The sequence below is a fragment of the Hymenobacter aquaticus genome, from assembly GCF_004765605.1.
Classification (GTDB): Bacteria; Bacteroidota; Bacteroidia; order Cytophagales; family Hymenobacteraceae; genus Hymenobacter; species Hymenobacter aquaticus.
On the sequence record NZ_SRLC01000001.1, the window covers coordinates 217,543 to 232,887 of the forward strand.

Annotated in this window: 8 protein-coding genes; all 8 read left to right on the plus strand. The window is 59.2% G+C overall.

The window, feature by feature from the left end; all coding sequences use genetic code 11:
• Positions 1-27 precede the first annotated feature (27 nt).
• The 8 genes from E5K00_RS00980 (at position 28) to E5K00_RS01015 (ending at position 15,274) form a co-directional block, all read left to right on the plus strand.
• Entirely contained in the window at positions 28-465 is a 438-nt protein-coding gene (locus E5K00_RS00980) for a curli production assembly/transport component CsgF (protein WP_135460784.1), read from the plus strand.
• Positions 466-484: 19 nt separating this feature from the next.
• On the plus strand, positions 485-1,897 hold the full coding sequence (locus E5K00_RS00985; protein WP_135460786.1) for a CsgG/HfaB family protein: 1,413 nt from the start codon (positions 485-487) through the stop codon (positions 1,895-1,897).
• Positions 1,898-2,619: 722 nt separating this feature from the next.
• The gene (locus E5K00_RS00990) at positions 2,620-3,594 is read left to right on the plus strand and encodes a hypothetical protein (RefSeq protein ID WP_167856692.1); all 975 of its coding nucleotides are present in this window, start codon (positions 2,620-2,622) and stop codon (positions 3,592-3,594) included.
• Positions 3,595-3,817: 223 nt separating this feature from the next.
• Complete coding sequence (locus E5K00_RS00995; RefSeq protein ID WP_135460791.1) at positions 3,818-4,396, plus strand: hypothetical protein; 579 nt, start codon at positions 3,818-3,820, stop codon at positions 4,394-4,396.
• 104 nt (positions 4,397-4,500) lie between these two features.
• Complete coding sequence (gene csgH, locus E5K00_RS01000; RefSeq protein WP_262710044.1) at positions 4,501-4,896, plus strand: curli-like amyloid fiber formation chaperone CsgH; 396 nt, start codon at positions 4,501-4,503, stop codon at positions 4,894-4,896.
• A 48-nt stretch (positions 4,897-4,944) separates the two neighbouring features.
• The gene (locus tag E5K00_RS01005; protein ID WP_135460795.1) at positions 4,945-6,483 is read left to right on the plus strand and encodes a carboxypeptidase regulatory-like domain-containing protein; all 1,539 of its coding nucleotides are present in this window, start codon (positions 4,945-4,947) and stop codon (positions 6,481-6,483) included.
• A gap of 863 nt (positions 6,484-7,346) precedes the next feature.
• Positions 7,347-10,295, plus strand: coding sequence for a T9SS type A sorting domain-containing protein (locus E5K00_RS01010; protein ID WP_167856693.1), 2,949 nt, complete (start codon positions 7,347-7,349; stop codon positions 10,293-10,295).
• A gap of 236 nt (positions 10,296-10,531) precedes the next feature.
• Positions 10,532-15,274, plus strand: a complete 4,743-nt coding sequence (locus E5K00_RS01015; protein WP_167856694.1) for a T9SS type A sorting domain-containing protein — start codon at positions 10,532-10,534, stop codon at positions 15,272-15,274.
• The last annotated feature ends 71 nt before the right edge of the window (positions 15,275-15,345 follow it).

Sequence of the window (15,345 nt, forward strand, 5' to 3'; positions counted from 1 at the left end):
GCGTCTCACTCCTTACTATAGGCAGCTATGAAACCAGTACTACTACGCGGATTTCTACTGGGTTTTGGGGTGTGCGGCGCCCAGCTGGCCGCCGCCCAGGACTTTGTCTACGAACCCAAAAATCCTTCTTTCGGCGGGGGCAACACGTTTAACTACTCCTGGCTGCTGAGTTCGGCTCAGGCCCAGAACACCATTGCTGACCCGGCCACGTCTTCCCTGAGCAACCCGTTTCAGCAAGACCCGCTCAAGCAGTTCGAGCAAAACCTGAACCAGCAGATTCTGGGGCAGCTGGCCCAGCGCCTGATCGGCAACCAGCTGGGCAACCAAACCAAAGGCCTGCAGGAAGGCAGCTACTCGGTAGGGGCCTACAACATCAACGTGGTGCCGACCAACGGGGGCTTTTCGGTGCAGATAACCGACACTAATACGGGCAATCAGACCACCGTCACGATTCCCTATTTCTAATCCCTTTCCCGTCCCACCCATGATCCTCGCTCTATGTCGTCGCTTGCTGCTGGGCTTTCTGGCAGTGGGCGGGGTAGCGGCCTGCGCCCCTTACTTTCATCAGCCGTTTACCGGCGAAAAGGCCCGGCTGGGGGCCGATGTCCGCGGCAACCGGGAGCTGCGCGGCCTGCCCCAGCCCCGGGAGCGGATTGTCGCGGCCGTTTATAAGTTTCGGGACCAGACCGGCCAGTACAAGCCCAGCCAGAACGGCTCCAGCTTTTCCACCGCCATTACCCAGGGCGGCACCAGCATTCTGCTGCGGGCCCTGGAAGAGTCGCGCTGGTTTAACCCCATTGAGCGCGAAAACCTGGGTAACCTGCTCAATGAGCGCAAAATCATCCGCTCCAGCCGGGCCGAATACCAGGAGCAGACCGGCCAGCGCCAGCCGATGCTGCCCTCCCTGCTGTTCGCCGGCATTATTCTGGAAGGCGGCATTATTTCCTATGATGCCAACGTGATAACCGGCGGGGCGGGGCTGCGCTATTTCGGGGCCGGGGCCTCGGGCCAGTACCGCCAGGACCGGGTCACGGTCTACCTGCGGGCCATCAGTACCAGCACCGGCGAAATCCTCAAAACGGTGTACACGTCCAAAACGATTCTGTCGCAACAGGTCGATGCCAGTCTGTTCCGCTTCGTCGACTTCAAGCGGCTGCTGGAAACGGAAACGGGCTTTACCTACAACGAGCCCACCGAAATGGCCGTGAAGGAGGCCATTGAAAAAGCAGTGGAGGCCCTGGTGTACGAAGGAATTCAGGAGCAACTCTGGACGCCCCAGAACGAAGCCGACCGCCACGGCCCCGGGATGCTGGCCTACCAGCAGGAAAAGCGGGAAAACCAGAACATCGACGTCCTGGGCCGCGAGCAGCACGACCGTCGGGGCACCTTCGGCGTCGGGCTGAGCGCCGCCACGGCCCGCTACAACGGCGACTTCAGCAACGCGCGGCTGCGGGCCGGCGGCGAGTTTACGCTTCGCTACGCGCCGACGCCCGCCAGTAAGTTTTCGGCGGCCATCAATCTGGGCCGGTTTGAGCTGGGCGCCGGCGAATTTTACCGCGAAACCTTCAACTATGCCGAGCTATGCGGCCAGTACCGCCTGTTTCCGCACGACCGGTTCACGCCGTACCTGCTGGCGGGCGCCGGCATCACCTCCCGCGACCCTTCCACTGACCTTCGGGCGGTGCTGGGCCATATTACCACGGGACTGGGAATGGAATTTCTGCCCACCGACCGGTTTGGCATCAGCGTAGGGCTTGACAGTCACTACTATATGACGGACCGACTGGACCATATAAAGCTAGGAAAATACAACGACTCCTACTGGTCAGCCCGAGTTGGGGCAGTATTCTACTTTGGAGCCCGCTCCGCAGGTACAGCCAAACGGGTTATTCCTTAATAGATTCGGAATATTTATACCAGTCTGTTAGGCGATAAGCAAGGATATCGGCTCATTACTTAACATATTATAACTATTACAATAAATATTTTAACTATAATTATTGTTGTGCTTGTATTTTACCTTTTTTAATATATATTTGTGTTATTCCTCCGGAGGGAATAGTTTTTAGTGGTTTAATTACAAAATACCGCTTCCTTTCCAACCATTTCACAAAACCCACTATGAAACAGAACAGCCCCACGGCGGCACTGGCCGCCACTGACAGCAGCTAATAGCTTCTGTCGCTCATACTTACTACGCTTAATTGGCTTTATAGGCCTGCTTATCCCAGGTAATATAAAGCTCTTCCACTTGTCGGATTCGCTGCCTGTGCGTCAGCAGAAGTACCTCTCCGTTAGCAATCTTACGCAGTAGTTAAAGATTGCGCAGAGACTCCCACGCCGAAAGCGGCTGGGAAGGGAGTAATCCGGCTTCCCTGCTGGCACGGTCGTCCCGGTTACGGGTTCCGAATCCGTCAATACCCTTTGGTCGTACCGGACCTTCGCTCCGGCAACTGGCCCCGCTGCCTGATTCGCGGCATCCACCTCTAACAGTGCTTTCCTGCCTTCTCTGTTTCAAGGAGAATTATGGGCTTGCTATGCCTTTGGAGGGGCTGCGCGACCAGGCTGCTCACTCGGATTACCCAACTTATTTCCCTCTTATTCCAATCTTTTTTTTCCATGAAAAATCTCTCTTTACTCGCTGCCTCGCTGTTGGTAGCCGGCGTAGCCCACGCCCAGAACAACATCCAGTCCTTGTCGCAGACCGGTGGCAGCAACACGGGCACTGTCACGCAGTCGGGCAGCTTCAGCACGGCCACGGGCACTCAGAATGGCAATGGCAACCAGCTGACCCAAACCCAGGACGCCGCCACCGGCTACGGCAACACGCTGAACACGGCCACTGCCTCGCAGCGCGGCAACAACAACAAAGCCAGCCAGTCGCAGTACGGCTCGCGCAACGAAGGCACTATCACGCAGGGCGACGGAGTAGCCAATGATGATGGCAACGAAGCCACGCAGCTGCAGATCGGGCAGCGCAACAAGGCTACGGCTACTCAGCTGGGCGGAAGCAGCCTCTCGTATCAGGAGCAGCGCGATGGTAGCCGCAACGAAGCCACCGTTACCCAGAAAGGCGGCGACTTCAACCAGGCCCGGCAGGTGCAGCGCGATGCTACCTCGGGCTACGGCACGAACGATAACAAGGCGGTTATCGAGCAGACGGGCAGCTACAACAAGAGCTCCCAGGAGCAGCGCGGGGTTGAAAACCGGGCCACGGCCATCCAGAATGGCGGTCTGAACGAAGCCACCCAAACCCAGGGCGGCAACTTCGACGGCAGCTTCCGCAGTGTGGCCGCCATCGACCAGCTGGGCGACGGTAACAAAGCTACCCAGACCCAGAACGGCGACAACCAGCGGGCAACCATCGAGCAGGAAGGCAACCTGAACATTGCGGTGCAAACCCAGGGCAACAGCATCGGGGGCGTCGGCAACCGCGCCTACATCGACCAGGACGGTGATGGCCACTACGCCCGCCAGATCCAGACGGGGGTAGGCAACCAAGCTGATACGTGGCAGGGGGCCAGTGCCAACACCAGCGACGTCTCGCAGATTGGCAACGGTAACACCAGTGTTGTAAAGCAAAACCACCCGTAAGCAGCTGCTTCATAGTGCTATAAGCTATGAATGACCCAAAAAGCATCTTTCCGAGCCAAGCCCGGAAGATGCTTTTTGCCGTTTCACGGAAAAATTATTCTCTATTTGTATTTTAATTCTAAAAAATAAAGTTATTTTTATAAGGCTTTGAAAGGTATTCAGGCAAGGCCGAGTAAGTTTTATCCTTATCTAGCTTCTCTTCACCTTCTTTACTTTACCTCCGATGAGAACAGTTCTAGCTTTAGGCTTACTGGTTATACTCGGGCTGAGCAGCCGTCCGGGGCAGGCTCAGTCGGGCCAGAATGCCGACGATATAAGTGTTGGTCAGCAACTGATTCAGCAGGATGCGGGGAGCATCGTCGAGCCAAGCAGCGCCACCAACAAGGCTTCCTTGCTGCAGAACGGAACGCTAAACCAAAGCAGCATCGATCAGCGCATGCTGGGGGTAGGGCAGGGCAACACCGCCCTGATAACCCAAAACGGGGCCAGCAACGTGGCCTACATTCTGCAGGCCGGGGCCCAAAACCGCACCTCCGTTTCGCAGGTCGGGGCCAACAACGTGGCCCTGAGTGAAATAACGGGCTCCAACACCGAATCGGATATCGTGCAGCGTGGCAATGGCAACCGGGTCGAGCAACGCCTTTCGGTGGATGACCGGCGCTACACGGTGGAGCAGATGGGCACCAACAATACGTTGCTGCAACGGGAAAGCGGCACTACGGCCCCCGGCTACGAGGTGACGATGAAGGGCAACGGCATCCGCATCGTTATCGAACAGGGGCGGGTGGCCACGATGCCTTGACGACAGGAAACGGAAAGCCTCCGGTTGACTTTGTGCAGCCGGAGGCTTTTTAGTGGCTTAAGTGAAAAGATGATGACAATTAAGTAATTGACTTGCAAATAGATATGAAAGCACTGGGTTTTTTTGTCGCTGTGCCTTTGCTGGGTGCTGCCACTTTCAATGCGTCGGTGCCGAGGGCGGATGGTGGCTGTCAGGTCCGTTTGGAGGCGCGCGTCGCCGGGAATATGCTCACGCTGGTTGGCCGCTGCCTGAACGTCGGCCCGCAGCCGCTGGCGTTGCGTTACGAGCTGCTAACCGAGAAGAAAGGCCCCGCCGGCACCTCGCGCAACGCTCAGTCGGGCAACGTGACGCTGGCGCCCCAGCAAACAACGACGCTTTCCCAGACCACCATCAACGTAAGCCCGGCTGATTTCTACCGCGTGCGGCTGCGGGTGCTGGACCAGCAGGGGAGTGTCGTGGCCGCCGACTCCCTGGTACACCAGCCCGTTTCCCGTCCCTGATTCAGACCTGCTTGCCGCCCCACCTTTTTCCTTCCCGCTCTACTTCGTATGTACCGTTCCCTGCGCACCGGATTCCGCCTGTTGTTAGTTATAGCTCTGGGGCAAGCCCTGCTGGCCTGCGAAAACGAAACCGTGGAGCCGGCCCGCTACGGCTCCCTGGAAGGGCAGGTGCTCGACGCCAGTAACAACAACGCCCCGCTGGTCAATGCTGTGGTTACGACGAATCCGGCCACCTCTTCCTTTACCACCGATGCCGACGGCCGGTTCGTGCTGCCCAACCTGTTGGTGGGCAAGTATGCTATTTCCGTCCGCAAAACGGACTACAAGACCGAAAACGTGAGCGTGCAGGTCGATGAAGGAGTAAATACCGTGGTACGGGTGCCGTTGGAAAAGGCCAGCGGCTCGAACCGGCGGCCCAACGCACCGTTCAGCCCCAGCCCCGCGGACCGGGCTACCGGCCAGGCTTCGCGGGTTACGTTGCGCTGGCGCGTTTCCGACCCCGACAAAGGCGACTCCCTACGGTCCGACGTGGTATTGTTCGAAAGCAACTCCACCGACCGGCGCCAACTGCTCTCCAGTGCGCGTGATACGACCGTAACCGTAACCGACCTGAAATATAATACGACCTACTTCTGGCAGGTAACCGTGCGCGACAAGGCGGGCGAAACGGTGCGGGGCGACGTGTGGAGCTTCCAAACCGGCCCACTGCCCGACAATCGGTTTCTGTACGTCCGCACGCTGGACAGCAACACTGACATCTATTCCTCCGACAACGCGGGGGCTAACGTGTTGCGCCTGACGACCTCGGCCTTCGTGGAAACAGCTCCCCAACTGAGCCCCTTGCGCAGCCGCATAGCCTATTGCTCCAACGCCACGGGGCGCTACCAGCTCTACACCATGAACCGTGACGGGTCCGACCAGCGGCAGATTACGCCCGACATGGTACCCGTGGAGGGATACAGCAACTTCGGTATCGGGTATCACTGGTCGCCCGATGGGTCGCAACTAATCTATGCCAGCTACGACAAGCTGTGGCGCATCAACAGGGACGGTACCGGCTTGGTGCAGCTGGCTACCGCTCCCAACGGCCGCCATTTTCGGGAGTGCGACTGGAATGCCCAGAACAACAAGATCCTGGTGCAGACGGTCGGGGCCAACGTATATGACTCCGAGTTTTACACGATGAATGCCGATGGCACGGGGCTGACGCAGATACTTGGCAATCTGCCGGGGCGGATGGATTCGCCCTCCTATAGCATCAATGGAAGCATGATTTTGTATAGCCGGGATGTGGACGGCTACGAGAATGCCAACGGCCGCCAGCTCAATGCGCATATCATTATGCAGCGCCCCGATGGCAGCGGCGTTGTTGACCTGTCGGTCGGTCCGCTTGGCTCGACCACCAATACCGGTAAGCCAGCGGGTACCAACGACTTATTTCCAAGATTCTCGCCCGATGGGTCCAAAGTAATTTTTGTCAATACTAATAATGACAATCAATCGGCTCCGGAAGTATGGATGATGGATATAGATGGGCGTAACCGTACGCGGCTATTTCAAAACGCAACTATGCCGGATTGGAAATAGCGGAGTAGTCCCGCGTTAAATTCAGAGTCCTGCCGGGTTGGAGTGTCGTAGCACTTCATCCCGGCAGGACTTTTTTGTTGTCAGCAAAGAAACAATCCGAATTACTCAACGGTATAAGCCTGCAATCCAGGCGACTACTCGTTGCCGCGCTGGAATCTGCTTCGGGAAGTGAACCAGTTTAGGGTTGACTTTGTATGTACGCGGCCTCGCACTGGATGCTAGGCGCCAAAAAGAAAAACCAAATCCCCCGCTTTCCAGTGCTTGCCAGAAGCATCCCGTTTGCTAATTATTAATATAAATGATATGGATAAAATCATGCAACTTTGCAGCGTAGGACGGTATATCACGATAAATGCATATATACCGGAATACTATAATTTAACTATAAAGTTAAATTTGAATACAGCGCCCTAGGTTCTGCCAGGTCTATGATAAAGTTGATAGATGATGTATTTGGCATGAAATATGAGCAGAGTGCGCGACTTTGGGAGCAGTCCTGGTCCTCTTTAATCACAAAAAAATACCATGCAACCTGTGAAATTTAGTAATCTATTTTCCAGGTTTACCCGTAATGACGTTGAGTTTGAGGCATAGCCTTCCAAGTAGCTTTTTCCCTTTCCTTCCTTTCGTAACCTTTACCTGAACATACTATGAAAAACCCTTACATGAGTGCCGTACGGTGGGCACAGAAACCGCATCTGCGGTTTTTGCTCCTCCTGTTACTGGCCTTGCCTTTTGTGGGCCGCGCCCAGACGTTTACTGTAACGCCATCTGATCCTGCCAATCCCCAGAACTTTGGGTCAGTCGCAGTTGGCTCTACGTCGCCCGCCAAGTCGTATACCGTCGTTGGCTCACGTATCACGATGCCCATCGTTGTTGCCCTGGGTGGCATCGGCGGCGGCACGCGCTACGAAATCAGCCGTGACAACATCACCTTCAGCGGTACTGCCATTGAACTGCAGCCCGATGCCAACGGTGACATCTCGACGACGGTATATGCCCGGTTTCGCCCCACCGCAGTAGGTGCTGCCAACGGCCGGACCCTGTCCTTCTCTTCGGACGAAAGCTCGGATTTCTTCCAGTATACCCTCAACGGCACTGGTATTGCCGGCACGCCCACGGTTAGTGCTGATCCTACTTCCCGCAGCTTTGGCAATCAGGTAGTGAATACGGCTTCGGCCCCTCAGACCACGGTTGTATCCGGTACGTCGCTGACGGGCCCCATCACGGTTACGGCGCCTGCCGGCTTTGAAGTAAGCGTTGGTGCCGGTGCTTATGCCTCTTCCCTGACTTTGACGCCGGTTAGCGGCTCGGTGAGCCCAACGACGGTAAACATCCGCTTTGTGCCAACCGCGGCTCAGGGCTACGTAAGCAACGTAACGGTAGCAAGCCCCGGTGCCACGACCGTTAACGTAGGCGTATCGGGTACCGGCGTACTGCCGACTCCCGTTCTGACGGCCACGCCCAGCCCGTTGCAGGACTTCGGTCAGGTAACGGTGGGTACTGCCAGCGCGGCTGTCCGCTCGTTTACGGTGAGCGGCCAAGACCTGCAGGGTCCGGTTACCATCACGCCCCCAGCCGGTTTCCGGATTCGCACGGGTGCCAACTCTTTCTCGACCAGCGCTATTACCCTGACGCCAACCAACGGCGCTCTGGCTGCTACCACGGTTGATGTACGTTTCTACCCCACGGTAGCTCAGCCTTACGCCAGCGACATTACGGTGGCTTCTACCAACGCCGCTACGCAACTGGTGCGCGTGACTGGTGAGGGCACGCCCAGCTCGGGTAACCCCGTTATTACGCTTGACCCCGGTGCTATCAACTTCGGCACCATCACCAGCAGCGGTGGTACCAGCACGCGGACCTTCGAAGTTAGCGGCACGGACCTGCAATCAGCCATTGTGCTGACGCCTAGCATCAGCAACATCCAGATCCGGAATGCTTCGGCCGGTGGCACGTTCTCGTCGGCTCCCCTGACCCTCAATCCCATCAACGGTACGGTGGCCTCGCAAATCATTGAAGTGCGTCTGGTATCTCTGGTAGCCCAGGGCAACTTCAACGAGCGTATCGATGTCACCTCGACCGGCGTTACCTCGGTGGTGACGGTAACTGGTACGAACACCAGCGGCGCCATTTCGGACATCTCGGTTTCGAACCCGAACGGTAACGAGTTTACCTTCGTAACGCGTCCTACCACGCAGTCGGTTTCGCAGTCGTATCTGCTGGCTGGTACTAACCTGATTGATCCGCTGATCGTGCAGCCCATCGGTCCGAATGCTTCCTACTTCCAGGTATCGGCCGACAACATCAACTTCGTTTCGCAGCTGTCGTTTGCTCCTGACGCTCAGGGCAACGTGACCCAGCGTCCGATCTACGTACGTTTCGTGCCCGGTGTAAACGCCGTGACGGTAAGCGCCAACATTCGTAACTCCAGCGCTCCGGCTCCTGACTTCGACGTGTCGGTAACTGGTATCAGTGAGCCAACGATTCGTCTGGACCGCGCCATTGGTGCATTCCCCGACAACATCGTGAAAGGCACGCAGTCGAACCCCACGACGGTTCGTCTGGACGGCTTCCTGCTGGCTGGCGACGTAACGTTGCGTTTCCCTCCGGATGCTAACGACCCAACGCGTAACCCCACCCAGATTCCTCAGTTCGAGTTCTCGCTGGACAACGGTACTACGTACGTGAAAACGGCTACTATCACGCCCGACAGCGAAGGCAACTTTACCCGCAACCTGCTGGTGCGCTACGCCCCAACCCGCGTAGGTAATGCTGCTCAGGAACTGCAGTTCAGCAACGCCAGCTTCTTCAATGGTAACTTCTTCGCTCTGACCAGCGGCTTCGGCCGGACGACGGGCTTTGGCATTGCCACGGAGCCCACGGTACAGTCGACGGCTACTATCGTCCGCAACGGCGGCTCGGCCACGATTACCTTTAACCTGTCGAACCCGCCCGCTGGTACCAGCTACGGCCAGAACCGCTTGGTAATTGCCACCAGCACTTACAAGCAGCTGCCCACGAGCCTGTTCCCCCGCGACAAGCAGAACTTCAACCCCGGTACCACGGTGAACGGCTCCTTCCAGTTTGGTAGCGGCACGGCCATCGAGGCTTCCAGCAACACGTACGTAGTGTTCAGCGCCGCTTCCGACAACTTCACGGTGAGCAACCTGGATCCGAACCTGACCTACTACTTCTTCGCCTTCGAATTCAACAACGACGGTGTACTGAACGCTGAGAACTACCGCGTGCCAAACAACGAGCCCCAGAACCCGCTGCCCGTGGAGCTGGTGGCATTCACGGCCAAACTGCGCGGCGACAACACGGTGGCTCTGAACTGGGCTACTGCCAGCGAAACCAACAACCGTGGTTTCGAAGTAGAGCGCAGCGCAGACGCCAAGAACTTCAAGACGATTCTGTTCAAAGAAGGTGCTGGCAGCTCGACGACCCGCACCAACTACGACGCGGTTGACACGAAGCCCCTGGCTGGTGTGTCGTACTACCGCCTGAAGCAGATCGACACGGACGGTGCCGTATCGTACTCGAAAGTAGTGGTCGTGAAGGCCGCTATGACCGACGTGACGGTGTATCCGAACCCCACGCAGGGTGCTGAACTGGTAAACGTGGCAGTGCCGAACGGCTCGACGGAAGGCCTGCTGGTGCGCATCACCGACCTGACGGGCCGGGAAGTGCTGCAGACCCGCCTGGGCAGCCAGGGTGAGCTGAACACGCAGAACCTGAAAGCCGGTACGTACATTGTTATCATTGGTGAAGGCGCCGCGAAAGTGAGCCGGAAGCTGGTGAAAAACTAAGTATAGCCCTCACTTGATAAAAAAGGCCTCCCAGGTAACGGGAGGCCTTTTTTTGTGTTATCACCCGACGGGTAACTATTACATAACAAGGATGCTACGGTATATTATAAAGCTAAACGTATATCTTTAAGAGCTACATTGCTCCTGATGTAGGCTGGACCTTAGTTTCTTTCTGCATGCCAACAACAAGTACTCTATTTCGGCCATTCCGCTCTGCGGTATGGTCTTTTTTGTTTTTGCTGATTCTGCTGCCGTTAGCCGGGAAAGGGCAGAGCACCGTGTTCCGGGAAACAATGGGCACGGTAAGCAGCAACACTGCTATCAGCGCACACGAAACCAATAACGGGTTCGACAACGACGGTTATACCATGACCGATGGTGGGGCCGCCAACCCCGCCGACATTCGCATTTCATCCCCCTCAGCTGGGTACACGGGGGCCAGCGGATTCGCCAACGTTTTCTTCACCGCGAGCGGCGAGCGGGGCTTCGCTATTGAGGGAATTGATGCCGCCGGCTTCACGGGTCTGAGTCTGGGCTTTGCCGTCAGAAAGGAATCAGCGGCCAATACGACCTTCGGAACCTTGGTGGTTGAGTATTGGGACGGCACTGCCTATCAGCCTCTCACGGTTTCGGGGTTGCCGGCCAGTACGGCCGGGGCGGGCTGGTACCTGATTACGGGAGTATCGTTGCCGGCCGCGGCGCAGATTAATGACCTGAAAATCCGCTTTCGTAAAACGGCCGGCACCATGCGGCTAGATGACGTGGAGCTTAAGGGCACCGACGCTACGCCACCCGCTTTCCTGAATGGTTACCCGACGCTCAGCGCCATTACCGCATCGGGTTTCACGGCCCTGACCAAGCTCAACGAGGCCGGCAAAACCTACTTTGTGGTGGTGGCCGATAATGCCGCAGTACCAACGGTAGCGGAAATCAAGGCCGGGCAAAGCAGCGGGGGCGGGGCACCCGTAGCCAGTGGTACCATCAGCACCGCCGCCGCCACGGAAGGCAGCCGCGGCGTAACCGGCCTCAGCGCCGGGACCAGCTACGACGTATACTTTATAGCCGAGGATAACCTCACGCCTACGCCCAACATTCAGGGCGCACCTATCAAGCTCGACGTGACAACCCTGGCCACGGCAGATACCACGCCGCCGGTGTTTGCTTCGGGTTCCCCAACAGCTACGGGCGTAACGGTAACGGGCTTCACGCTGTCGTCGACGCTGGACGAGGTGGGCACCACATACTACGTGGTACTGGCCAGTGGAGCCAGCGCACCTTCATCGGCGCAGGTAAAGGCCGGGCAGAACGCCAGCGGCACGGCTGCGGCGGTGAAGGGTTCCGTGGCTAACCCCACGGCTAACACGGCGGCTACCACTGCCGTAACGGGCCTGACTGGCGGTACGACCTACGATGTGTACGTGGTGGCCGAAGACGCGCCGCTCAATCTGCAGGCTGCCCCGGTAAAGCTGACCGTAACGACTGCGCCGGCTCCGCCGACTGTTACGGGCCTCAATCCTACCTTCGGGCCGGTTGGAACGGCGGTAGCCATTGCCGGCACGGGTCTGAGCACCATTACCGGGGTTACGTTCGGGGGCGTGGCGGCTACCGGCGTTACGGCCACGGCCACGCAAGTGACGGCCACCGTAGCCAGCGGTACTCCCCTCGGAGCGGGCATCGTGGTCCTCTCTGACGGGACGACTACCTACCAGGCCCCGGGTACGTTCACCGTAACCGCCGCGCCCACGGTAACAACGACGGCGGCTTCGAACGTTACGGCCACCACGGCTACCTCGGGAGGCTCCGTGACGAGCAACAACGCTACCATCAGCGGGCGGGGTGTTGTATATGCTACCACGGCCAACCCCCGCATCGGGGGCAGCGGCGTGGCACAGGTCACGGCCACTGGTACTACCGGCTCGTTCACCAGCAACCTGACGGCCCTCAGCGGCAGCACCACGTACTACGTGGCGGCCTACGCTACCAGCGAATTTGGCACCACGTACGGCCCCGACCAAACGTTTACCACGTTGGCCCCGTTTGCGGGGCTGTTCGAGGATTTTGAGGTGACGACCCCCACCAAAAGCAGCTACCCGATTGGCACGGTAACGACGGCCAACGGCAGCTGGACGTTCGATGAGGCGGTAGTTGGCAACCTGTCCAACGACAAGAAGAACGGTACCAAGTCGGCCCGCTTGCGCGGGGGAAGTATTTACATGAACTTCAATAAGGCCAATGGCGCCGGCCTGGTTACCATCACTGCCGCCTCTTTCGGCACCGACAGCCCGTCGTCGTACGCCATTGATATTTCGACCGACGACGGCGTTACCTACGATGCTTTTACCAGCGACGTCATTGCGGCCACCAGCACGCTGACGGCGACGCAGTTTGCCGTGAACGTGCCCGGGGCAATCCGCCTGCGGGTGCGGCACGTGGGCGGCTCGGTGGGCAACAACCCCCGCCTCAACATTGATGACATTACCATCACTGATTTCACGGGAACCGCCACCACCATTGCCGCGCCCACCTTTGCCGGCACGAGTTTCTGCACGACCACCGCGGCGACTTTCCCGGTTGACTTCGTCCCCTCGGGTACCTTTGCCGCCACCAACGATTTCTCGGTACAGCTGTCCAACGCCGCCGGCTCTTTTGCCTCGCCGGTAGTGGTCGGGACGGTAACGGATAACCCCGGTACGGCGACGCCGATAACTGTCAGCGTCACGATTCCGGCGGGTACGGCCAGCGGCACGGGCTACAAGCTGCGAGTGGTAGCCAACGACCCGGCCCGCAACGGCGCGGCTTCGGCCGCTATTACCCTGGTAAATTCGCCGACGGTTACGGTGGCCCCCAACGCGCCCCAGACCTTGTTGCCCAACGCCAACGGCACCCCACTGGTGGCTACCGAAACGCCGGCGGCCGTGTCGCGGCAGTGGTTCTACACCACGCCGTCGAACACTACGCCTACCGCAATTTCGGGTGCTACCGGCCTGAGCTACACGCCCAGCTTCGCCACGCCCGACACGTACTACGTCACGGTCGTATCCACGTTTGCCGCCTGCGGCTCCGTTGCCAGCAGCGCCGTAACCATTACGGTGGCCGCCCCGGTAGCCACGCTCACGGCCACGCCCAACGCGCTGACGATAAATGCTACCACCAACCAAACTGGCACCCAGGAGTACCTGCTGGAAGGCAGCAACCTGCCGGCCAACGCGCCGGTGGCCCTCAGCAGCAACAACCCCGCCGTCGACTTCTCCCTGAACGGGGGCGCCAGCTACGTAAGCACCGCTTCGCTGACGGCCTCGGCCAGCGGCAGCCTCAGCCAGACGGTGCGGGTGCGGTTTTCCGCGCCGGCCACGGCCGGGACTACCACTGCCACGATCAGCAATGAAAGTGGAGCGCTGTCGGCACCGGTAGCGGTAACGGGCAACGCCAGTGAGCCGGCCGCCTCCACGCCGTTTACGCCGGGTAACCTGGCCCTGGTGCGGGTGGGGGATGGCAGCGCGGCGCTGACCTCGGCCGCCACTCCCATCTTTATCGACGAGTACACGCCCGCCGGAACGCTGGTGCGCAGCATTGCCGTGCCCACCGCCCCCGCCGGCAGCAACTTCGCCCTGACGGCCAACGGCACCTCGAGCACCAATGGGCTGGTGACTTTGTCGCCTAACCGGCAGTTCCTCACTTTGGCGGGCTACAACGCGGCCCCCGGGACGGCCAGCGTGGCTACGGCCAGCGGCGTCGAGCGGGTTGTGGGCCTAATTACGGCTAACGGGAGCATCAACACCAGCACCCGCATGACCGACGGCTACCTGGGTGGCGACATTCGCTCGGCAGTTACCACCGATGGCACCGGCTTCTGGACGGCGGGCAACGGCGGGGGCAGCACGGCTAACCTGGCTTCGGGCGGCACCCGCTACGTGGCCTTCGGCAGCAGCGGCACTTCTACCCAGCTCAGCACCACCCCGACCAATACCCGCGTGGCGGCCATTTACTTCGATCAGCTGTTCGTGAGCACCGGCTCCGGTAGCAACGTGGGCATCAACACCGTGGGTACGGGAGTGCCAACCGATGCCGGGCACGCTACCACGCTGGTAGCTGGCCTAACGGCCGGGGATGCCTACGGCTACGTGTTCTTTGACCTGACCGATGCCGTAGCCGGCCCCGATGTGGTATACGTGGCCGACGGCAACGCCGGAATTCGTAAATACTCCCTGGTGGGCAGCAGTTGGGTGCAGAATGGCTCTACCATTTCCGGAGGTGGGGCTCTGCGGGGCCTGGCCGGCTCGCGCACGGCGGCAGGTATCCGCCTGTTTGCTACCAGCGCCGGTAACCTGTACACCGTGCTCGACGACGTAGCTTACAACACGGCCCCCAGCACTACTACGCTTACTTCCCTGGCCCTGGCGGGTACCAACCAAGCTTTCCGCGGCCTGAGCTTTGCTCCCGGTTCGCCGGTGGTGTTGCCCGTCAAGCTCACCGCCTTTACGGCCGAGCGGCAGCAAGGCAGCGTGGCCATTCGCTGGACCACGGCTTCGGAGCACAACAGCGCGCATTTCCAGGTTGAGCGCAGCGACGACGGCAAAAAGTTCGCCGTGGTGGCCCAGGTGGCTGCGCAGGGGCAGAGCACCCGCACCCAGCACTACACCGCCCTCGACCAGCAGCCTTCCACCCGGTTGTCGTACTACCGCCTGCGGCAGGTCGACCAGGATGGCACGGCGGCGTACTCACCGGTCGTAACGGTGCGGCCCGCCCAGGAAGCGCTGCTGTACCCGAATCCCGTGCAGCGGTTGCTCACGGTGCAGTTGCCCCAAACCCCGGCGGCTACCACGCTGGTGCAGATTACGGACTTGTCGGGCCGGGCGTGCATCAGCCGCCGCATCGGGCAGGGCGAGCAACTGGACGTGCAGGGCTTGCAGCCCGGTACCTACCTGGTGTACGTAGGCGAAGGTGCCAGCCGGGTCGTGCAAAAGGTTGTGAAAAACTAGGCCGCCCTATTTTTCGCCCGCGTGAATCCACTAAAAAAAGCCTGCTACGGTGAGTAGCAGGCTTTTTTGTG

Coding starts and splice junctions, on each gene's coding strand:
- E5K00_RS01005 (WP_135460795.1), top strand. CDS start 4,945: ATGTACCGTTCCCTGCGCACCGGATTCCGCCTGTTGTTAGTTATAGCT.
- E5K00_RS00985 (WP_135460786.1), top strand. CDS start 485: ATGATCCTCGCTCTATGTCGTCGCTTGCTGCTGGGCTTTCTGGCAGTG.
- csgH (WP_262710044.1), top strand. CDS start 4,501: ATGAAAGCACTGGGTTTTTTTGTCGCTGTGCCTTTGCTGGGTGCTGCC.
- E5K00_RS01010 (WP_167856693.1), top strand. CDS start 7,347: ATGCCCATCGTTGTTGCCCTGGGTGGCATCGGCGGCGGCACGCGCTAC.
- E5K00_RS00990 (WP_167856692.1), top strand. CDS start 2,620: ATGAAAAATCTCTCTTTACTCGCTGCCTCGCTGTTGGTAGCCGGCGTA.
- E5K00_RS00995 (WP_135460791.1), top strand. CDS start 3,818: ATGAGAACAGTTCTAGCTTTAGGCTTACTGGTTATACTCGGGCTGAGC.
- E5K00_RS00980 (WP_135460784.1), top strand. CDS start 28: ATGAAACCAGTACTACTACGCGGATTTCTACTGGGTTTTGGGGTGTGC.